Annotated in this window: 21 protein-coding genes and 1 riboswitch; of the genes, 11 read left to right on the top strand and 10 right to left on the bottom strand. The window is 60.0% G+C overall.

The features are described 5' to 3' along the window. Nucleotides 1–64: 64 nt before the first annotated feature. Nucleotides 65–1,321 (bottom strand): lipid IV(A) 3-deoxy-D-manno-octulosonic acid transferase, encoded by a 1,257-nt coding sequence (waaA, locus tag DLM_RS19960; protein ID WP_089082456.1) that lies wholly within the window; start codon nt 1,319–1,321, stop codon nt 65–67. After that, the gene (gene waaC / locus DLM_RS19955) at nt 1,318–2,277 is read right to left on the bottom strand and encodes a lipopolysaccharide heptosyltransferase I (protein WP_197715614.1); all 960 of its coding nucleotides are present in this window, start codon (nt 2,275–2,277) and stop codon (nt 1,318–1,320) included. Before waaC ends, waaA begins: the two co-directional genes overlap by 4 nt. Nucleotides 2,278–2,784: 507 nt before the next feature. Here waaC and DLM_RS19950 point away from each other — a divergent pair. The 3 genes from DLM_RS19950 (at nt 2,785) to DLM_RS19940 (ending at nt 5,176) form a co-directional block, all read left to right on the top strand. Next, nucleotides 2,785–3,543 (top strand): glycosyltransferase family 2 protein, encoded by a 759-nt coding sequence (locus DLM_RS19950; protein WP_089082455.1) that lies wholly within the window; start codon nt 2,785–2,787, stop codon nt 3,541–3,543. Further along, nucleotides 3,540–4,517, top strand: coding sequence for an NAD-dependent epimerase (locus DLM_RS19945; RefSeq protein ID WP_089082454.1), 978 nt, complete (start codon nt 3,540–3,542; stop codon nt 4,515–4,517). Before DLM_RS19950 ends, DLM_RS19945 begins: the two co-directional genes overlap by 4 nt. Before the next feature lie 161 nt (nt 4,518–4,678). Then, complete coding sequence (locus DLM_RS19940) at nt 4,679–5,176, top strand: GNAT family N-acetyltransferase (RefSeq protein WP_089082453.1); 498 nt, start codon at nt 4,679–4,681, stop codon at nt 5,174–5,176. 15 nt (nt 5,177–5,191) lie between these two features. On the opposite strand, the gene DLM_RS19935 is transcribed toward DLM_RS19940, so the two are convergent. Next, the gene (locus tag DLM_RS19935; protein ID WP_089082452.1) at nt 5,192–5,872 is read right to left on the bottom strand and encodes a hypothetical protein; all 681 of its coding nucleotides are present in this window, start codon (nt 5,870–5,872) and stop codon (nt 5,192–5,194) included. 365 nt (nt 5,873–6,237) lie between these two features. Here DLM_RS19935 and DLM_RS19930 point away from each other — a divergent pair, with 365 nt between their 5' ends. Then, nucleotides 6,238–7,452, top strand: a complete 1,215-nt coding sequence (locus DLM_RS19930) for a cation:proton antiporter (RefSeq protein ID WP_089082451.1) — start codon at nt 6,238–6,240, stop codon at nt 7,450–7,452. Nucleotides 7,453–7,522: 70 nt separating this feature from the next. Here DLM_RS19930 and DLM_RS19925 read toward each other — a convergent pair whose 3' ends face one another. The 4 genes from DLM_RS19925 to DLM_RS19910 form a co-directional block, all read right to left on the bottom strand. Continuing rightward, a complete protein-coding gene (locus DLM_RS19925) occupies nt 7,523–8,791 on the bottom strand; it encodes a hemolysin family protein (protein WP_231959918.1) in 1,269 nt (422 codons plus the stop codon). A 163-nt stretch (nt 8,792–8,954) separates the two neighbouring features. Continuing rightward, a complete protein-coding gene (ung, locus tag DLM_RS19920; protein WP_231959917.1) occupies nt 8,955–9,695 on the bottom strand; it encodes a uracil-DNA glycosylase in 741 nt (246 codons plus the stop codon). 116 nt (nt 9,696–9,811) lie between these two features. Next, a complete protein-coding gene (locus DLM_RS19915) occupies nt 9,812–10,138 on the bottom strand; it encodes a rhodanese-like domain-containing protein (RefSeq protein WP_089082449.1) in 327 nt (108 codons plus the stop codon). Continuing rightward, nucleotides 10,138–10,797 carry a protein-L-isoaspartate O-methyltransferase family protein gene (locus DLM_RS19910; protein WP_089082448.1) on the bottom strand — a complete coding sequence of 220 codons (660 nt, stop codon included), beginning with the start codon at nt 10,795–10,797 and terminating at the stop codon, nt 10,138–10,140. Before DLM_RS19910 ends, DLM_RS19915 begins: the two co-directional genes overlap by 1 nt. Nucleotides 10,798–10,915: 118 nt before the next feature. After that, nucleotides 10,916–11,063, top strand: a riboswitch (TPP riboswitch). Nucleotides 11,064–11,135: 72 nt separating this feature from the next. Here DLM_RS19910 and thiC point away from each other — a divergent pair. The 3 genes from thiC to DLM_RS19895 all read left to right on the top strand — a co-directional run bounded on the left by thiC (nt 11,136) and on the right by DLM_RS19895 (nt 14,381). Further along, nucleotides 11,136–13,046, top strand: a complete 1,911-nt coding sequence (gene thiC, locus DLM_RS19905) for a phosphomethylpyrimidine synthase ThiC (protein ID WP_089082447.1) — start codon at nt 11,136–11,138, stop codon at nt 13,044–13,046. 406 nt (nt 13,047–13,452) lie between these two features. Further along, entirely contained in the window at nt 13,453–13,905 is a 453-nt protein-coding gene (locus DLM_RS19900; protein ID WP_089082446.1) for a GNAT family N-acetyltransferase, read from the top strand. 161 nt (nt 13,906–14,066) lie between these two features. Further along, nucleotides 14,067–14,381, top strand: coding sequence for an EthD family reductase (locus DLM_RS19895; protein ID WP_089082445.1), 315 nt, complete (start codon nt 14,067–14,069; stop codon nt 14,379–14,381). Nucleotides 14,382–14,473: 92 nt separating this feature from the next. Here the strand turns inward: DLM_RS19895 and DLM_RS19890 are convergent, their stop codons facing one another. Then, on the bottom strand, nt 14,474–15,703 hold the full coding sequence (locus DLM_RS19890; protein ID WP_231959916.1) for a winged helix-turn-helix domain-containing protein: 1,230 nt from the start codon (nt 15,701–15,703) through the stop codon (nt 14,474–14,476). Between the two features lie 205 nt (nt 15,704–15,908). On the opposite strand from DLM_RS19890, the gene DLM_RS19885 reads away from it, so the two are divergent. The 4 genes from DLM_RS19885 (at nt 15,909) to DLM_RS19870 (ending at nt 19,382) form a co-directional block, all read left to right on the top strand. Beyond that, nucleotides 15,909–16,142 carry a DUF2789 domain-containing protein gene (locus DLM_RS19885; protein WP_089082443.1) on the top strand — a complete coding sequence of 78 codons (234 nt, stop codon included), beginning with the start codon at nt 15,909–15,911 and terminating at the stop codon, nt 16,140–16,142. Between the two features lie 322 nt (nt 16,143–16,464). Beyond that, nucleotides 16,465–18,441 (top strand): peptidase U32 family protein, encoded by a 1,977-nt coding sequence (locus DLM_RS19880; RefSeq protein WP_089082442.1) that lies wholly within the window; start codon nt 16,465–16,467, stop codon nt 18,439–18,441. A 10-nt stretch (nt 18,442–18,451) separates the two neighbouring features. Beyond that, entirely contained in the window at nt 18,452–18,865 is a 414-nt protein-coding gene (locus DLM_RS19875) for a YkgJ family cysteine cluster protein (protein ID WP_089082441.1), read from the top strand. A 52-nt stretch (nt 18,866–18,917) separates the two neighbouring features. Then, complete coding sequence (locus DLM_RS19870) at nt 18,918–19,382, top strand: DMT family transporter (protein WP_089082440.1); 465 nt, start codon at nt 18,918–18,920, stop codon at nt 19,380–19,382. 71 nt (nt 19,383–19,453) lie between these two features. On the opposite strand, the gene DLM_RS23450 is transcribed toward DLM_RS19870, so the two are convergent. Together DLM_RS23450 and DLM_RS19860 are read right to left on the bottom strand one after the other, a co-directional pair. Beyond that, nucleotides 19,454–19,912: a glycine zipper family protein gene (locus DLM_RS23450; RefSeq protein ID WP_089082439.1), complete on the bottom strand. Its 459-nt coding sequence runs from the start codon at nt 19,910–19,912 to the stop codon at nt 19,454–19,456. Nucleotides 19,913–19,928: 16 nt separating this feature from the next. Then, a complete protein-coding gene (locus DLM_RS19860; RefSeq protein ID WP_089082438.1) occupies nt 19,929–20,351 on the bottom strand; it encodes a hypothetical protein in 423 nt (140 codons plus the stop codon). Nucleotides 20,352–20,417: the final 66 nt, after the last annotated feature.

The following is a 20,417-nucleotide window of genomic DNA, read 5'->3' as shown; positions in this document are numbered from 1 at the left end:
GGACAGGAAATGGCTGGCCCGGCGTGGCGGGCAGGCAACAGCGGCCCATGGTCGGGCCGCTGTATCAGTCAGGCAGATGCGCCTGCAGTAACTGCACAATGCGCTGGCTGGCACCACGATGCGCCGCGGTAAACGCCAGCGCGGCGCGGTGCATCTGCTGGCGACGGGCGTCGTCCTGCAATAGCTCAAGTACCTGCTGCACCAGCGCGGCGGCATCCGCCACTTGCCAGGCAGCGCCTGCCTGCAGCGCCAATTCACTGGCCTGGGCAAAATTGAACATGGACGGGCCAAACAAGACCGGCAGGCCGAGGCTGGCGGGCTCGATCAGGTTCTGTCCACCCAGCGGCAGCAGGCTGCCGCCGACAAAAGCCACATCGGCACAGCCGTAATAGGCAAACAGCTCGCCCATGCTGTCGCCCAGCCACACGCTGGTTGATGCAGCCACGGTTTGCTGGTCGCTACGACGCTGCACGGCAAAACCCATGCCCTGCGCCAGCGCGGCCACGCTATCGAAGCGTTCCGGGTGACGCGGCACCAGCAGCAGCAGGGTATTGCCGACTTCGGCCTGTTGCCAGGCCTGCAGGATCAGTTGTTCCTCGCCATCGCGCGTGCTGGCGCAAATGCATACCGGACGGCTGCCAATGCGCTGGCGAAACTGCGCTGCCAGTGCGGCCATGGCGGCTGGCGGGGTGAAATCGTACTTGGTATTGCCACACACTACCGGCGAACACGCAGCCAATTGCTGCAAACGCTCAGCATCTTGCTGGCTTTGCGCAGCTATGGCCGTCAAATCACGCAAGGCCGGGCCAATCAGCCCCTGAATGCGACGATAGCCGCGCAGCGATTTTTCCGACAGCCGCGCATTGGCCAGAAAAACCGGCACGCCTTGCTGGCGCGCCGCATGCAGCAGATTGGGCCATAGCTCGGTTTCCATCAGCACACCAAAGCGTGGCTGCCATACGGCCAGAAAATCCCGCACCGCACCGGGATAGTCGTAGGGCAGATAACGCACTTCGGCATCGGAGTAGAGCTGGCAGGCGGTATCGCGCCCGGTGGGAGTCATCTGGGTGAGCAGCAAGGGCGCATCCGGCCAGCGTTGGCGAATGGCCTGAATCAAGGGCAGGGCGGCACGGGTTTCACCCACCGATACCGCATGAATCCAGATCGCGCCAGTGGCTTGAGGCTGGCGAGCCTCACCGAAACGTTCGTCCCAGTGCTGCAGATAGGCCGGGGCCTTGCGTGCGCGTTTTTTCAGATAACGGCGAATCAGCGGCGTGGCCGCCCACCACAGCATGGAATACAAGCCGCGCCGCCAGTTCATTGCATGTCCTTGCGCGCCAGCAAGGCCTGATACACCGCATCCACCGTCGGGCACTGGCCGATATTGCCCAGATTGGTGGCCCAGGGGGTTTCCACCACCCCGGTCTTGCCAGGGTCGGTATCGGTATAGATGGCTACCAGCGGCACATTCAGCGCATTGGCCAGATGGCACAGCCCGGTATCCACACCGATGACAGCGCGGGCATGGCCCAGCAAGCCGCAAGCTTCGATCAGATTCATGCGTGGAGCCACCACGGCCTGCGGCATGGCCGCGGCCAGCCGCTCTGCACGCTGCTGTTCGGCGGCATTGCCCCAGGGAATGATCAGTTGCAGACCATGTGCTGCTACAAGCTGTTCACCCAGCGCAATCCAGTGCTGTTCCGGCCATTCCTTGGACGCACGACTGGTGGCATGCAGCAGCACAGCGTATTCGCCTTGCGCCAGCCAGTCTGGACGGGCGGCCGCCGGTACGCCAAAACGCGGGCTGCCTTCCGGCTGGTAGCCAAACACCTTGGCCAGCAGCAAACGGCAGCGTTCCACCGCAGACAAGGACCAGTCCACCCGGTGGGTCTTGTCGTACAACAGGCAGGCCAGCGGTTCGCGGATGCTGTGGCGGTCGTAGCCGGTTAACGGCGCACAACTGAATTTGGCCGGCACCGCACTTTTCAGCAGTCCCTGGCAATCCACCACCAGATCCCATGGCGTGGTGCGCAGTTGCTGCCGCACCGCCTTCATTTCCGCCCAGGTAGCCGGTGACAGCAACTGTTTGCGCCAGCGTCGCCAGGCCAGGGTGATGACGTCATCCACCGCCGGGTGCAAACGCGCGATATCGGCGAAGTTTTCTTCGGCCAGCCAGCTGATCCTGAGATTGGGGTAGTGCGTTTTGAGCTCGGTAATGGCAGGCCAGGTGTGAATCAGGTCGCCCATCGACGAGGTACGCACGATCAGTACGTTCATCATGGCGCGCATTGTAACCGAGCTTATCCTTAGCCGCTGTGGTTAAGCAGGTAAAATCCACAGGCAAGAGATGTGGATAAAGGGCTGTGTATAATTCTGCTGATATTTATCCACAATCTGCTAGCCGGTCCGCCACCGGATTAATCCCAGTGCCATCAACAGGACAAGCTACTGAGTTATTAACGCTTTTTCAGGGTTATCAACAGAAAACCACTGCTCTCATTAGTCTCTTCATAATAAAATTCAGCTTAAGATAAACACAGTGACAGCAAGAAAATGTCCGCTAACAGGCAGGCGTGTTCAAGTCGCTGACAGCATGTGGATAACTGGGCTCAACCCTGGATGACTCAAGTTATCCACAAATGCTTCTTGCCAATGCAGCAAGCTGTTCAACATGTTTCAATACGACTCAAACCATTGAACAAACAGGTAAAAAGATACTTATCCACAGCAATGGACTGTCTTCTACCAGTTTCTTCCATATACATATGGGAATAACAAGAAAAGATGCGAGAGCCGCTCAGCGTTGTACTCATCACCAAAAATGCAGCAGCACAACTGGAAAAAACCCTGGCCAGCGTGCAGTGGGCAGATGAAATCGTGGTGGTGGATTCGGGCAGTACGGACCATACGGTCGCCATAGCTTCTGCCTATAAGGCCAAAGTTATCCACCAAACGTGGCTGGGATTCGGTCCACAAAAGCAGTTTGCAGTGAATGCCGCCAGGCATGACTGGGTGCTTTGTCTGGACGCAGACGAGTGGCCGTCAGAAGAATTGGTATTGCAAATCAAGCAGATACTGAACAATCCACAAGCACATGCTTACCGCTTTGCCCGCAGCAACCGTTTCATGGGCCGTTTTCTGAAGCATGGCGAGGGCTATCCTGACTGGAGCCTGCGCCTGTTTGATCGCCGCCATGCGCGTTGGTCGGATGATGTGGTTCATGAATATGTACAGACCGACAGCCCTGTGGAAAAACTGTCTGGCGATCTGATGCATGAGTCGGGCGAAGACATTGCGCTGTATCTGGAGAAACAGAACCGCTACACCAGTTTGCAGGCGGAAATGCTGTATAAACGCGGGAAAAAGGCGGGATGGGCCAAGCTGGTGTTCAGCCCCTTGTTGCGCTTTACCAAGTTTTACCTGGTACGCCGTGGTTTTCTTGACGGTTTGCCCGGACTTGTCCACATCAGCATTGGTTGCTTCAACAGCTATATCAAATACGCCAAGCTCAATGAACTGCACAGGCTGGAAAAGAAATCATGAACATACTGGTAACCGGCGCTGCCGGTTTCATTGGCCGCGCACTGTGTGAGCGGCTGTTGCAGCAGGATGGCTGCAAGGTGGTGGGGGTGGACAATCTGAATGATTACTACCCGGTAAGCCTGAAACAGGCCCGCCTTGCCACGCTGGAGGCCCGTGACGGCTTTCATTTCGTTCAGCTGGACCTGGCAGACTGGGAAGCGCTGAACGCGCTGTGTGCGGCACAAGGCTTTGATTACGTGATTCACCTGGCCGCCCAGGCCGGGGTGCGCTATTCCATCGCCAATCCGCATGTGTATGCCCAAAGCAATCTGCTGGGCATGACCAATGTGCTGGAGGCCTGCCGCCGCCATGGCGTGAAACATCTGGTGTATGCCAGCTCCAGCAGTGTCTACGGTCAGAATGCCAAGGTGCCGTTTGCCGAGGACGACCAGGTAGATGCCCCGGTCAGCTTTTACGCCGCCACCAAGAAGGCCAACGAGGTGATGGCGCACAGCTATGCCCATCTCTACAAGCTGCCGTGTACCGGACTGCGCTTTTTCACCGTATACGGCCCGTGGGGGCGGCCTGACATGGCGCCGTGGCTGTTTACCGAGGCAATATTGCAGGGCAAGCCGATCAAGGTGTTCAACCACGGTCAAATGCAGCGCGATTTCACTTACATTGACGATATCGTGGAAGGGGTGGTGCGGGTGATGCAGCATCTGCCAACTGGCGAACACGGCCAGCCGCCTTATGCACTGTTCAATATCGGCAATCACAATCCGGTAACACTGATGGATTTTATCCACAGCATCGAAGCCGCCTGCGGTCGCACGGCGGTGAAGGAGTACTACCCGATGCAGGATGGCGATGTCCCCATCACCTATGCCGATACCAGCCGGCTGCGCGCCGCCGTGGGTTTTTCGCCGGACACCCCGCTGCAGACCGGCATGCAGGCCTTTGTCGACTGGTATCGCACTTACCACCAGTGCTGAAGGCGCTGTGCTGGCCACTTGCGGCGGCATAGAGGCGCTGTGGCGCGCCGCAGGCGTATTTTTGCCATACCGGCCGGTCAGGATGGCTGGCGCAGCGTGGCGGGCGGTTTACAGGCCGTTGTGGCCAGGTCGGTTTTCAATCGCTGATGACAGGTACTGAGATGCAGATACGTCCCGCCGTTGCCGCCGATGTGGCCGCGCTACAGCAACTGATATTGCGTGAGGGGCCGAATGACTGGAATTATTTGCCGCCTGATGCTGTGGCGGAAACCCTGCAGCAATTGGCTGCGGGCCGTGTGCAGGGCTTGCTGGCAGAGCAGCAGGGCAAGCTGGTCGGCATCATGCTGTTTGCCTGTGCCGATCCTTATCCACAGTACCGCCCGGCCGATATCGCACCGCCGCAGGCGGCTTTTTTGATCGAGGCGGTGGTCAGCCGTGCCTGTGCCGGCCAGGGACTGGGCAGCCGCCTGTTGCTGGCAGTGTGTGCTGCGCTGCGGACACAGGGCTATGGCTGGCTGTGTGCCGACAGGCATCAGCAAAATGCCGGCTCGGCAGGGATGATGCGCAAGGCAGGATTTGCCGAGCTAGGCAGTTATCTGGATACCGAACGGCGTTGGAGTGGTTCACGCCAGACCAGCGTGTGTGGCCGGCGGCTTTGAGATGGGCCGGCGCTTTCAGTACAGCTTGCAGTTGAGGCCGAACACGGCTTGCCAGCCGGCGCTGTGCTGATGGGCGGAATCGGCCTGCCAGCGTGAGCCAGCACCGATATCCAGCGACCAGCGCGGATTGAAGGGGTGGTTCAGCATCAGCAGCAGATTGCTTTGCTCCAGGTGACGGCCATTGCCCGCTGCCTGATGGCCCAGGCTGGTGGCGCGTTGCTGATCGGCCAGGCTGGCCCAGCCCAACAGGCTGACGCGTTGTTTGCCCCAGTGGCCGAGGGTGAGATCCAGATTCATCAGCAGCAGGCTGCCCGGACTGCTGTTGCCCAGGCGGTCGGCATAGCCGATGGATAATGAACCGTCCTGCGGCAGATCCAGGCCATAGCGGGCCACGCCCATCCAGTGGCTGGAGTTGGCCCCCAGCGCCCACTGGCTTTCATTGGCGGCGGCCAGGCTTACCCAGCCGCCGGGGGCGGGCAGACCAATGCCTGCTTCACCTTGTTGTACGAACAGGCTGCCATAAGCGGTGTCATGTCGCAGGTCGATACTGGGCTGCAGTTTGCTGCCGCTGCCGGATGCGCTCTGGTATACATTGCCAGCCAGGCTGAGGCTCAGGCTGTGTACTGCTTCCTCGGCATGCAGGGGCAGGCTGGTGAACAGGACGGACAGCAGCGGAAAGACGGCAAGGCAGCGCATGAAAACTCCGGTGACAAAAATAAATGGGCAGCAAGCTGCCTGGTGCTGGCAGAGCATACGCCGTCGGCTGCTTGCTGAAAACCGCGGTATTGCGCCGCTAGCGGCTGGTTTGCCGGGGGACTGGTTTGACCGCGGAAGTGATGCAAGCCGATTTTTTCCAGTACCGGATGCGCGTGCTGCCAACCTGCCCAACAAGCAGGCGGCAAGCTGATGAATCCTGGCCATTAATCAGCAATCCACCGCACCTAAATTTTATGCCATTGATATTAATTGTATGTATTGAATGAATTTTTGATATTAAGTGGAACTAGCTACACTTTCCGCCAATCTCTCATGCATTGAAACTGTTTTGGAGGGCATGCGCCATGCTTCATCATTCTCCGCTGATTGCCACCATTGTCGGCAGCCTGGTGTTTGCCTTCATGCTGGGTACGCTGGCATTCCGGCTGCGCTTGCCACCCTTGATCGGCTATCTGTGCGCCGGCATTGTTGCCGGACCATTCACCCCGGGGTTTACTGCGGATAGCCAGATTGCTCCGCAATTGGCGGAGATGGGGGTTATTTTGCTGATGTTCGGTGTAGGTCTGCATTTTTCCGTGCGTGACCTGCTGGCGGTGAAAGCCATTGCCCTGCCCGGTGCCATCGGGCAGATCCTGCTGGCTACCGTGCTGGGTCTGGGCATGTCCCAGCTATTGGGCTGGCCTCTGGGTGAGGGGGTGGTGTTTGGCCTGGCGCTGTCCACCGCCAGTACCGTGGTCTTGCTCAAGGCCTTGCAGGAAAAAGATCTGGAACAGACTGAGGACGGAAAAATCGCCATTGGCTGGCTGGTGGTGGAAGACCTGGTAATGGTACTGACCCTGGTGTTGCTGCCCATCTTTGCCGGCGTGCTGGGCGGTAAGGGCGCGGATACGGTGATCAGCGGCAGTACGGTGCTGTGGACCATCGTGCTGACACTGGGCAAGGTGGCGGCCTTTGTGGCGCTGATGCTGGTGTTTGGCCGACGCTTCCTGCCGTGGATGCTGGAGCGCATCGTCTACACCGGCAGCCGCGAGCTGTTCCGCCTGGCGGTGCTGTCCACTGCGCTGGGCGTAGCCTATGGCGCGTCCTTGCTGTTTGATGTGTCGTTTGCGCTGGGTGCCTTCTTTGCCGGCATGGTGCTGGCCGAATCGCCGCTCAGCCACCGTGCGGCTGAAGAGTCCCTGCCGCTGCGTGATGCGTTTTCCGTGCTGTTTTTCGTCTCGGTGGGCATGCTGCTCAACCCGTCGGTTTTGCTACATAACTTCTGGGAAGTGCTGGGAACGCTGCTGATCATCGTGGTGGGCAAATCGCTGGGGGCCTACGGTATTGTGCGGCTGTTTGGCCGTAGCCCGGCCACCGCGCTGACCATTGCCGCCAGCCTGGCGCAGATTGGCGAGTTTTCCTTCATTCTGGCCGGGCTGGGCATTACCCTGGGCCTGATGAATGAACACAGCCATTCGCTGATCCTGGCCGGGGCCATCCTCTCCATCCTGCTCAACCCACTGCTGTTCTTGTGGACCGAGCGTTATCGCAAGCGCCAGGCTGCGCTTGCCAGTAGCTGAAAAGCCGCCATTGGCGGCTTTTTTCATGGCGATGTCCGGTCCTAGCAAAGCCGACTGTGGCGTACGGCGCTTAGCTGTCGTTCTTTTCCAAAAGGCTGGAGGGCAGGTGGCTGATGAGGATTTTGTCCACCCGGGTCTTGTCCATGTCCATCACTTCAAAACGGAAGCCTTGCCAGTCGAAGCGGTCTGCCACTGACGGTACCCGGCCCAGCTGAAACATCATCACGCCGCCCAGGGTGTGAATATTGCCGGTGTCTTCGCCTGGTAGCGGCAGTTCGACAGCAAAGTACTGGCGGAAGTCGTCCGGTGTCACCATGCCATCCACCAGATAGCTGCCATCCTCACGCCGCACGATCTCGTCGTCTTCGCCATCGGCATGAATGGAGGGCAAATCGCCCACCACGGTTTCCAGCACATCGTTCATGGTGACCAGGCCTTCCAGCTCGCCGTATTCATCCACCACCAGCGCCAGATGGGTGTGCGCCTGACGGAACTGCTCCATCAGCTGCATCAGCGATACCGTGGCCGGCACGTACAGCGGAATCTGCAGGTCGGCAATGAAATCCACGCTTTGCCCGGCCAGTACCCGGTCCAGCATGCGCTTGGTGTCCAGAATGCCCAGCACATGTTCCATGCCGCCCTTGCACACCGGGAAATGACTGTAAGCGTGCGAAATCAGCAACTGACGGTTGTCGTGCTGCTGGTCTTCGATATCAAGCGAAATAATATCCTTGCGCGGGGTCATCACCGCGGCCACCTTGCGATCGTCCAGCCGGAAGATGTTTTCCACCAGTTCCTGCTCGGCACGGTCGAAAATGCCTTCGTCCGCGCCCTGTTCCATCAGTACGCGGATTTCTTCTTCGGTAATGGAGGGTTCATTGCTCTTGCGCGCACCGATCAGTCGCAGCAGGGTGTCGGTCAGCCGCGACAACAGCCGCACCAGCGGGGCGGCCAGACGGGACAGCAGCAGCATGGGCGGGGCCAGGGTGCTGGCGATGCCTTCCGGGTTCAGCATGGCCAGCCGTTTGGGTACCAGCTCGCCAAACACCAGCGACAACATGGTAATGGCCGCCACCATCAGCGCCACTGACAGTGGCTTGTTATAGGCATGCAATTGCGGCAGGCTCAATTCCAGCCAGTCGCGCAGATGTTCGGACAGGGCGGCTTCGCCATACACGCCGGAGAAAATGCTGATGCTGGTGATGCCGATCTGCACCGTCGACAAAAAGCGGGTGGGTTCCTCGGCCAGCCGCAGTGCCGAGCGAGCCCCACGGCGGCCTTCTTCAGCCCATTGCTGCAGACGTACCTTGCGTGAGGAAACGATAGCGATTTCCGACATGGCAAAGGCGCCATTGAGCACAATCAACACAAACAGAAAGAAAATATCCACGGTGGGAGGCGGGGAGGAAGATGACCCTTGCTAGCTTAGGGCAATGCCGACGGGCTGAAAAGCCGGGTTTTTGCGGCAGGGCTGCGCCGGGCAACCCTGCCGCAACTCCGTATCAGAACAGGCTGTTCTGACTGGCTTCTGGCATCCAGCGGATGGTGGCGCGGCCATGGGCGGCCAGCCAGGCATTCACCTGCGAGAAATGCCGACAGCCGTGAAAGCCGCGGCTGGCCGACAGCGGGGAGGGATGGGCCGCAGTCAGCACCAGGTGGCGGCTGCCATCGATACGCTCGGCCTTGGTCTGCGCCCAGTTGCCCCATAGCAGAAACACACAGCCGGGGTTTTGCTGGTTGACCGCATCAATCAGCGCATCGGTAACGGCCTGCCAGCCCAGCTTGCCATGACTGCCGGCCTTGTCCATTTCCACCGTCAGCACGCTGTTGAGCAGCAGCACGCCCTGTTCGGCCCAGTGTGTCAGATCGCCGCTGGCCGGCATGCCGCCACCCAGGTCGGCCACCAGCTCCTTGTAAATATTGCGCAGGCTGGGGGGGATACGTACGCCGGGTGGAACCGAAAACGACAGGCCCATGGCTTCGCCAACGCCGTGGTAAGGGTCCTGCCCCAGAATCACCACCTTGATGTCAGCCGGTGCCATGGTGCGCAGGCTGTTGAAAATAAGCGGTTGCGGCGGGAACAGGGTTTTACCCTGGGCGGCTTGCTGGCTTAACTGTTGATCGATCTGACGCAGGCGCGAGAACACCACCGGGCTGTGCAGCACGTTTTCCCAAGCCGGATGTACCGGTGCCAGGGCAGGGGCAAGAAAAGGCAATTGTTGCAGGCTCAAAACGGATTCCATCCTGTGGATTTGTTGCCGTTTGGACGTGTGTCCTGGCATGGCGGTTCCAAAACAAAAGCCATTCCCGCTGACAGGAATGGCTTGCTTGTATTGCGATCAGTAGCGGACTGTACGGCTCAGTAATGTGCCATGGCCGGGTCAACTTCGCTGGCCCAGGCATCCACCCCGCCTTGCAGGCTCAGCACCTGCTCGAAGCCGGCATTGGCCAGATACAGGCCCACCTGATAGCTGCGCACACCATGGTGGCAGACAGTGACAATCGGCTGTTCATCCGGCAATTCGCTCATGCGCAGCGGAATCAGGCTCATTGGAATGTGCAGCGAACCGGCAATGCTGGCCAGCTGCACTTCCCAGTCTTCCCTTACATCCAGCAGCAGCGGCTGTTGTTTGCCGCTATCGGCCAGCCATGCTGCCAGGTCGCGGGCGGTGATTTCCCTGAGCATCAGAACACGAAGCGTTCCGGCTCAATGGCTTCTGCCTTGGCCAGACGGGAAATACAGGTTTCGAACAGATTGGTTTCGCTGAAGGCAGACTCGCTGACACGCTTGATCAGCTTGCAGCTCATGGCCGGCAGGTCGCCCACCACCACAATCATGCGGCCACCGACGGCCAGTTGGGCTTTCAGGGTTTCCGGCACCACCGGCAGCGAACCACCCACCACGATCACGTCGAACGGGGCTTGCTCCTTCAGGCCATCCAGGCCATTGCCTTCCACCAGGGTGACATTGCCGATGCCGGCTTTTTTCAGGTTGGCGGCAGCCGCTTCGCGGGTGGCGGCATTAATCTCAACGCTATATACGTGGCGGCCCAGCTTGGCCAGCAGGGCGGTCAGGTAACCGGCACCGGTACCGATTTCCAGCACCTTGTCCTGCGGCTGAACGGCAACATCCTGTGCCAGACGTGCTTCCAGCTTCGGTTGCAGCATCTTGCCGCCATTGGGCAGCGGCAGTTCGGTGTCGACAAAGGCCAACTGGCGCTTGTCGGCAGCGACGAAATCTTCGCGTTTCACGTGAAACAGCAGGTCCAGAATCTTGGGGTCAAGTACGTCCCACGGACGAATCTGCTGCTCGACCATGTTGAAACGGGCATTTTCAAAATCCATCAGCTTACTCCGAAGGGCTGGCTGCCAGCAGCAGTCAATCGGTATCCCGAAAAACCGGCCGCCCGGACAGCGTGTCATGACGATAACTTGCGATTATCCCACATTTACCTTACCTTCACAGCATCGCTAGGGGTCCTGTGCGTTGTGTTGTGGTGTCCATATCCAGTCTGATGGTGGAATGGTGCCGCTGCATGGTGTACGGGTGAGAAATACCCTTGGAACCTGACCCGGTTAATCCCGGCGTAGGGAAGCGTCATCTGCATGGTTCCCACCTTTTCCCTGCAGCCGGCTTGCCGGATTTCGCTCCTTGCGCCGTTTCATCGCATGGAGGAAACCCGATGAACGCGCCCACCAAACTCAATGCAGCCATGACGGTCGATTCGGCCGCCATCCAGCCCTTGCCCAATTCCCGCAAGATTTATGTTGAAGGCAGCCGTGCCGACATCCGCGTGCCGATGCGCGAAATCAGCCAGAGCGACACCCCCACCCAGTTTGGCGGCGAGCAAAACCCGCCCATTTATGTGTATGACACCAGCGGCATTTATTCCGACCCGGCCGCCAAGATAGACATCCAGAGCGGCCTGCCCGCATTGCGTGCCGCCTGGATTGCCGAACGTGGTGATACCGAGCAACTGGCCGGCCTGTCCAGTGAATATGGCCGTGCCCGCGCGGCCGACAGCAAGCTGGACGACCTGCGTTTCAATCTGACGCGCCAGCCGCGTCGCGCTTTGCCGGGCAAGAATGTCAGCCAGATGCACTATGCGCGTCAGGGCATCATCACCCCGGAGATGGAATACGTTGCCATCCGCGAAAGCCTGAACCGCAAGGCCTATATCGAGAGCCTGCAGGCAGCAGGCGGCAAGAATGCCAAGCTGCTGGAGCTGATGACCCGTCAGCACGCCGGTCACAGCTATGGCGCTGCGCTGCCGGAGGAAATCACCCCGGAATTCGTGCGCCAGGAAGTGGCCGCCGGCCGCGCCATCATTCCGTGCAACATCAACCACCCGGAATCCGAGCCGATGATCATCGGCCGTAACTTCCTGGTGAAAATCAACGGCAATATCGGCAATAGTGCGGTAACGTCGTCGATTTCCGAAGAAGTGGACAAGATGACCTGGGGCATCCGCTGGGGTGCCGACACCATCATGGACTTGTCCACCGGCAAGAACATCCACGAAACCCGCGAGTGGATTCTGCGCAACTCGCCGGTACCCATCGGCACCGTGCCCATCTACCAGGCGCTGGAAAAGGTCAACGGCAAGGCCGAGGACCTCACCTGGGAAATCTTCAAGGACACGCTGATCGAGCAGGCCGAGCAGGGGGTGGACTACTTCACCATCCACGCCGGTGTGCTGCTGCGCTATGTGCCGCTGACTGCCAACCGCATGACCGGCATCGTGTCGCGCGGTGGTTCCATCATGGCCAAGTGGTGTCTGGCGCATCATCAGGAAAACTTCCTGTACACGCATTTCGAAGAGATTTGCGAAATCATGAAAGCTTACGACGTGGCTTTCAGCCTGGGCGACGGCCTGCGTCCGGGCAGCGTGTGGGATGCCAACGATGCCGCCCAACTGGGTGAACTGAAAACCCTGGGCGAGCTGACGCAGATTGCCTGGCAACACGATGTGCAGGTGATGATCGAAGGCCCCGGCCATGTGCCGATGCAGCTGATCAAGGAAAACATGGACAAGGAACTGGAGTGGTGCCACGAAGCGCCGTTCTACACCCTGGGCCCGCTGACCACCGACATCGCGCCGGGCTACGACCACATCACCTCGGCCATTGGCGCGGCGCAGATCGGCTGGTATGGCACCGCCATGCTGTGCTACGTCACCCAGAAGGAACACCTGGGCCTGCCCAACAAGGATGACGTCAAGGAAGGCATCATCACCTACAAGCTGGCCGCCCATGCCGCCGACCTGGCCAAGGGCCACCCCGGCGCGCAGATCCGCGATAACGCCTTGTCCAAGGCGCGTTTCGAATTCCGCTGGGAAGACCAGTTCAATCTGGGCCTGGACCCGGACAAGGCACGCAGCTTCCACGACGAAACCCTGCCCAAGGACAGCGCCAAGGTGGCGCACTTCTGTTCCATGTGCGGCCCGCATTTCTGCTCGATGAAGATTACCCAGGACGTGCGCGAATTTGCCGCCCAGCAGGGCATCAGCGATGAAGCCGCGCTGCAGAAGGGCATGGAAGTGAAGTCGGTGGAGTTTGTGAAGGGTGGAGCCAAGCTGTACGACAAGATCTGATCTTGTTCATCACCTGACTTATCCACAGGTATGCAAGCAACGGCAGCTACGGCTGCCGTTTTTTGTGCTTGCCCTTTATGCACAGCACACGGATATACCAGCGAACGGGAGGTATCTGGCAAGCTTCTCGACGTATAGCCTGTCCTGTATCCATCGGTGTTGGTGGGAAAATGTAAAACTCTTTTCTTTCATTGACTTGTCGAGTCTGACTGAATTGTGGATAAACAGATTGTTTTTGGCTTTCTGTGGATAAGATGAGTAAATATGCTGTTACCCACTCCCCACTCCCCACTCCCCACTCCCCACTCCCCACTCCGTAAAGTGGTTCCATCCTTCTTGTGTTCACTGGCTCTGCTCAAGGAGCCATAAGCCGTGCAGCATGGACGCTTATCCACAGGAGAGTGCCATGACCCAAGCCATATCCATCCGCCCGCTTGCCGCCGACGATTTTGCTGCCTGGCTGCCCTTGTGGCAGGGCTATCTGGATTTCTATCACAGCAGCCAGAGCAAAGCAGATACCGCCATTACCTGGCAGCGCTTTCTCGATGCGGCCGAGCCGATGCAGGCCTGGCTGGCCTGGCAGGGCGAGCGCGCGGTGGGCCTGGTGCATACGGTATTGCATCGCAGTAGCTGGACGCCGGGCAATTACTGTTATCTGCAGGATTTGTATGTACAGCCTGATGTGCGCGGCACCGGTGCCGGACGGGCGCTGATCGAGCAGGTGTATGCCTATGCGGCGGATGTCGGCTGCAGCCGGGTGTACTGGCTCACCCATGAAAGCAATGCCACAGCGCGCCAGTTGTATGACAGGCTGGCTGACAACCTGGGCTTTATCCAGTACCGCAAACAGGTGGGCTAAGTGGCGCGGACAGGGCCTTGTTGCAGTGCTGCGCCGCCCTGTTTCCGTCTGCCCGGCCATGCCTTAGCCGGCTGCCAGGCGAGCATGCATCAGCGGTTTTGAGGCTGGAGTGCGGGCCGGGATGCGATTATGCTGATGGCCTCACTACCAAGGATATGGTCATGATCAACGTCAGCATTCTCTATCCGTATAGCGCTACTGCCCGTTTCGATTTCGACTACTACCTGCAACAACACATGCCGCTGGCCAGCAAGCTGCTGGCCCCGGCCTTGCTGGACATGCGGGTGGAGAAGGGCATCAGCGGCAGCCAGCCTGGCAGTAGCCCCAATTTCACTGCGCTGTGCCAGTTGCAGTTTGAATCGGTGGAGTCGTTTCTTGCCGCCTTCATGCCGATAGCCGGACAACTGCAGGGTGATATCGCCAATTTCACCGATATCACACCGCAAATCCAGTTCAGCGAAATCCTGCTGGGTTAAGCGCCGCTAACAAAACGTCTGCGGCTGCGTTACGCCTTCTTGCGGTGCTCTTGTACTGTTTGCGTCGGCGTGCCTGGCCCAGCGACGCCAAGCTATTGTGTTGGCTGGTTCCCAACTGCCTGCAGGGCTGCTGCCAGTTCGCCCGGCCCCTGCTGCAACACCAGCTGTGGCGTGCCATGCCAGGCGGCCAGTTTGTGCAGCATGGTGGCCAGATCGCGGCATAGCTGCGCGGTGGGCCTGATGCCGGGTTCCAGATACAGGTTCTTGATTTCAAACACGCTTTGACTACGGTGGGCCTTGGCGTCCATGCGTCCCACCAGCCGGCCACGGTTGAGCAGCGGCAGCACGAAATAGCCAAACTGGCGCTTGGCCGCCGGGGTATAGCATTCGATGCGGTAATCAAAGCCGAACAATTCGCTGGCGCGCTTGCGGTCCCACACCACCGGGTCAAACGGCGACAGCGCGGCGCTATGGCTGGATTTGAGCTTCCCTGCCGCAGCCTGTTGTAGCTCGGCCTGCAGGCTGTGATGGACGAAGACATCGTGCTGCCAGCCTTCGATGCGGGCGGGAATCAGCTCGCCCTCATCCGCCAACTGGTGTAGCAATGCATCGTACTTGCCCCGACGCAGCCGGTAGTAATCGGCCACCCAGCCCGCCTTGACCACGCCCAGCGCCCGGCAGCTATTACGCACCATGTCGCGCTGCGCTGCCTGCAGACTGGGCAGATCGCGCGCATCGTCCCAATCCGGCATTACCCGTTCTGCCACATCGTAGACGCGCTGAAAGCTGCGTCGCTCCTTCACCATCAGCTGCCCCAGCGTGAACAGCACTTCCAGATGGCGTTTTTCCGGCTTCCAGTCCCACCAGCCATCCCCCTTGCCCCCACTGCGCTTGAAGTCGGCCGAGCGCACCGGGCCGTGGGTGCGGATGGTCTGCAACAGATCGTCAACGGCCGGCTGGTGTTGCTCCAGCCAGCGCTGCGGGTATTTCCAGCCCATTTGCGTTGGGTCCAGCATGCGGTGGCGCAGCAGGCGGTAATCCTCGCGTGGCACAAAGCAGGCTTCGTGCGCCCAGTATTCGAACAGCTTGCCTTCTGCCAGGCAGTCGTCCAGCCAGCGCGGGTCGTACCGGCCCAGCCGGCTGAACAGCACCAGATAGGGGCTGCGCGCCACCACGCTGATGGTGTCGATCTGCAACAAGGCCATGCGGCGGATGGCGTCCAGCACATCGGCTGGTGTGGCCTTGCGGCGCGGTGAAGCGTGCAGACCTTGTGCTGCCAGATGCAGCAAGCGAGCCTGGGTAAGCGAGAGGTGCAGGGTCATGATGGGTGCTGGTGAGGGCCGGTGGCCCGACTATAGCAAGGCTGCACTCCGGCAGGGTCTGCATGGTGTGCGGTGCCAGCGATCTGTCGGTGCCAGACAACAGCCGCAGCGCTGGTGGTGCGCAGTCTGCATTTGTGGATTGCATCGCAGCGGCTAATAGGGCCATGCTGCACTTCTGCATCAGGAGCAAGAGGAAAACAAGATCATGGATACCGGCAAACATCAGCTGGAACAGTTATTCGCCCAGCTTGGGCTGGACAACGACGTCACCGCCATCAAGGTATTTCTGGCCCGCCACTGGCTGGAGCCAGGGCAGGCATTAGCTGATGCTGCGTTCTGGAACCCGGCGCAGGCCGACTTTTTGCGTCAGGCACTGGCCAGCGATGCCGAATGGGTTGAGGCGGTGGATGAACTGGCCGTGCTGTTGAGTCAGAAATAAGCAGGCCCGACAGCCAAAGCAGGCGGGTGGCATCCAGCGGATGCTGCCCGCTTTTCTTATCGCCGCTCACAAAACCCCTGTTGAGGCCTTGCGCCTTGCTGTCGTCGTGCTGGATACGCTGCTTTCAAGTCCGCTTGTATGCTTGGCTTGCGTACAAGAAGGCTTGGACAGCAGTGATCTGCTTACGGGTGGATAGTCGCATCCGCGGTTTGGATGATTTGTCGTCTTGCTATCTATAAGCCACTGATTACGTTATAATTCCGCCCCTTCCTGCGACTGGTATTGCTTGCAGGAAAGCCCTTTTTACAAGTCAGGAATTGTCATGAGTCTGTTGTCGCACCAGATCGAGCTGCTGTCCCCCGCCAAAACTGCCGAAATCGGCCGTGAAGCCATCCTGCATGGCGCGGATGCGGTGTATATCGGCGGTCCCGGTTTCGGTGCCCGGCACAATGCCAGCAACAGCCTGGAAGACATTGCCGGACTGACGCAGTTTGCCCACCGCTACCATGCGCGCATTTTTGCCACGCTCAACACCATCCTGCATGACGCCGAGCTTGAAGCGGCGCGCAAGCTGATCTGGCAGTTGTACGATGCCGGGGTGGATGCACTGATCATCCAGGATATGGGCATCTTGCAGATGGACCTGCCGCCCATCCAGCTGCATGCCTCCACCCAGTGTGATATCCGCGATGCCGACAAGGCGCGCTTTCTGGCCGATGCCGGCCTGTCCCAGCTGGTGTTGGCGCGCGAACTGAGCATTCCCGACATCAAGCGCATTGCCGCCCGCGTGGGTGATGCCGCCACCATCGAATACTTCATCCACGGTGCGTTGTGCGTGGCCTTCTCCGGCCAGTGCTACATCAGCCATGCCGACACCGGCCGCAGCGCCAACCGTGGCGACTGCTCGCAAGCCTGTCGCCTGCCTTACACCCTGACCGACAAGGACGGTGGTGTGGTGGCCTTCGACAAGCATTTGCTGTCGATGAAGGACAATAACCAGAGCAAGAACCTGGAAGCGCTGCTGGATGCCGGCGTGCGTTCGCTCAAGATCGAAGGCCGCTACAAGGACGTGAGTTATGTGAAGAACATCACCGCGCACTATCGTCTGCTGCTGGATGAAATCATCGAACGCCGCCCGGAACTGGCACCTGCCTCAAGCGGCAGCAGCGAAATCTTCTTTGCGCCGGACCCGGACAAGACCTTCCACCGTGGCAGCACCGACTACTTTGCCACCGGTCGCAAGATCGACATCGGCGCCTTTGATTCGCCCAAATTCGTTGGCGTGGCGCTGGGCGTGGTACACAAGGTGGGGCCGGACTGGCTGGAAATTGCCACCCCGGAAACCATGAGCAATGGCGACGGCATCAACTTCATGAAAAAGCGTGAAGTGGTGGGCATGCAGCTTAATACCGTGAAGCAGATCGGCCATGTGCCGGGCGGCGACCTGCTGTGGCGCTGCCAGCCGAATGAGCCGGCCTTGCTGCAAGGACTGAAGCCGGGAACCGAGCTGTGCCGCAACCGCGACCACGCCTGGGAACTGGCGCTGCTGAAGAAGTCCGCCGAGCGCAAGGTAGGCGTGTGGCTGACCCTGGACGAGCAGGCCGACGGCCTGCGCCTGACGGTGACCGATGAGGATGGCTGTAGCGCCACCGCCAGCGCGCTGCTGGCACTGGAGCCGGCCAAGGATGCCGCCAAGGCGGAAAGCGGCCTGCGTGACAACCTGGCCAAGCTGGGCAATACCATGTTCGTGGCCAATGATGTGGCACTGAACCTGAGCCAGCCGTGGTTTGTGCCGGCCTCGGCCATCAATGCGCTGCGCCGCGAGGCCATCGAGCAGCTGGAACAGGCTCGCCTGAGCGCCTGGGTGCGCCCGCCGCGCAAGCTGGCGGTGGAGCCGCCGGTGGAATATCCGGAAAAGACGCTCAGCTATCTGGCCAATGTCTACAACCAGCTGGCCTGGCAGTTCTACCGCAAGCACGGTGTGGAGGTGATCGACGCCGCCTACGAGGCGCATCAGGAAGAGGGCGAAGTCAGCCTGATGATTACCAAGCACTGCCTGCGCTTCTCCTACAATCTGTGCCCCAAGCAGGCCAAGGGCGTGAAGGGGGTGATGGGCCAGGTGCGCGCCGAGCCGATGACGCTGAAATCCGGCAACGAAACCTACACGCTGAAGTTTGAGTGCCGCCCCTGTGAAATGCATGTGATGGGCAAGATGAAAAAGCACATCCTGAAAGCCCCGGCCCCCAGCGAAGTGCCGTATACCGCGCCGCTGACCTTCTTCAAGCAACGTCCGCAATAAGGCAGGCAAGATGGCGGATATCGAAAGACTGGAAACCTGGATCAAGTACAAGAACGGCCTGTGCAGCGACTGCATGGGCAGTTGCTGTTCGATGCCGGTGGAAGTACGGCTGCCGGATCTGGTGCGCATGGGCGTGGTGGACGAATTCGAGCTGGAAGAGCCGATCAAGAACATTGCCAAGCGGCTGGAAAAGCAGCGGGTGATCCAGCATTTCAATTTCAAGCACGGCATTTTCACTCTGGCGCGGCGCGCCAATGGCGACTGCCAGTATCTGGACCAGCAAACCCGGCTGTGTACCATTTACGAGCGGCGGCCCAATACCTGTCGTAACCATCCCAAAGTGGGCCCCAAGCCGGGCTTTTGCGCCTATACCCGCAATCCCAAGGCCGCCCGCCTGGTACAGGCGGTGAAGCTATCTGGCTGATGTGGCGGCGGTTTCACGTGAAACCGCCTGCAATTCCAAGCAAAGGACAAACATGAATCCGGTTTTTGCCCTGGTGGCCTTTGCCATCGGTGTGGTGGTGCCCTTGCAGGCCGCGGTCAACAACCAGCTCAAGCTGTTGCTGGGCGGCAGCACCGTGCTGGCGGCGATGATTTCCTTTGCGGTCGGCACCATCAGCCTGGCCTTGCTGGCTGTGTTCAGCGGCCAGAAATTCAGCGGCTTGAGCCAACTGGTTCGCGGTGAGTGGTGGATGTTCATCGGCGGCCTGCTGGGCGCATTTTTCGTGTTCGGCACCACCTTGCTGGCACCCCGGCTGGGCGTGGCGGCGATGCTGTCGCTGATCATCGCCGGGCAGGTGTGCGCGTCCTTGCTGTTCGACCGCTTTGGCTGGCTGGCCATGCCGCTGCGCGACATCAACCTGCCGCGGCTGGCGGGCGCGGCGCTGGTGGTGGCGGGCGTATTGCTGGTGAACTTTGGCGACAAGTGGTTCAGCCGCTGATGCGCTGAGCCGGTGTGAAATGCGACGGGGGCTGGTCTGACAGACCAGCCCCTTTGTCTTTTACTGCCAGCTTAAGGCAGGCGTGGTGGTGGATAGTAAGGCGAGCTGTAGCGCTGCTGACCGGGAACCTGATTGCCCTTGGCATACATGCACTGGCTGTAAGCCAGGTTATAGCGATACTGGGCATCGTGGCCGCTGTAGCGTGCTTCACCGCTACCGGCTGCCGTGCCGGCAATCAGGCCCGCGCCTGCGCCGACACCGGCACCCTGATGGCCACCCATCAGTGCTCCTGCGGCAGCCCCGACAACCGTGCCCAGCGCCATATTGCCGGCCATGGCACTGGTGGAGGCATCGGCACTGCTGCCACCGCTGCTTGCCTCTGCATACTGGCGGCATTGCTGTTCTTCCTGGGCAAATACCTCGAATGGTTTGCCCGCAGCCGGCATCACCGCAACCGTGGGGCCGAGGGGGACCGTGCTGCATGCGCTCAGGCCGATGGCGGCCAATGGCAACCATGACAACTTGTTCATGATGATGAGTCCTGTGCTATTTCGGCGGCTGTGCCGGCACGGTTTTCCAGCCGCCCGGACATTCACTGACATAGGGGTAGTACTGCTTGACCGCCTTGCAGTAGTACCAGACCTGGGCCGGCGGCGGGCTGGCTGCTTCTTCCACCGGGGCGGGCGCAGCAGGTGTGACCACCACGGGTGCAGCGACCACCACCGGCGGGTTCAGCGGATCCGGGTAGGGGTATACCGGGGCGTTGTACCAGTACCAGGCACCGCCAGCCACCCACCACCAGCCAAGGCGGCCATGGTAGTAGCCATGGTGCCAGTAGCCGTCGTGCCAGTGTGCGTAATGCGGCGGCCCCGGAAAGAAGCCTGGTGGGTGGGCCTGGGCAGCCTGCATGCCTGTCAGAGCGCTGACGGCCAGAACTGCCATGCCTGCCAGGCGGGTAAGCGATGTCATGTCAGTTTCCTCACGCACCCGACCAGATGCGGCGCTGGCCGGGGTGCAAGACATTGATGGCTTTAT

It is taken from the genome of Aquitalea magnusonii, assembly GCF_002217795.2.
Classification (GTDB): Bacteria; Pseudomonadota; Gammaproteobacteria; order Burkholderiales; family Chromobacteriaceae; genus Aquitalea; species Aquitalea magnusonii_B.
The sequence above is the reverse complement of the archived record's forward strand: the minus strand, read 5'-3'. Positions and strand labels throughout refer to the sequence as shown.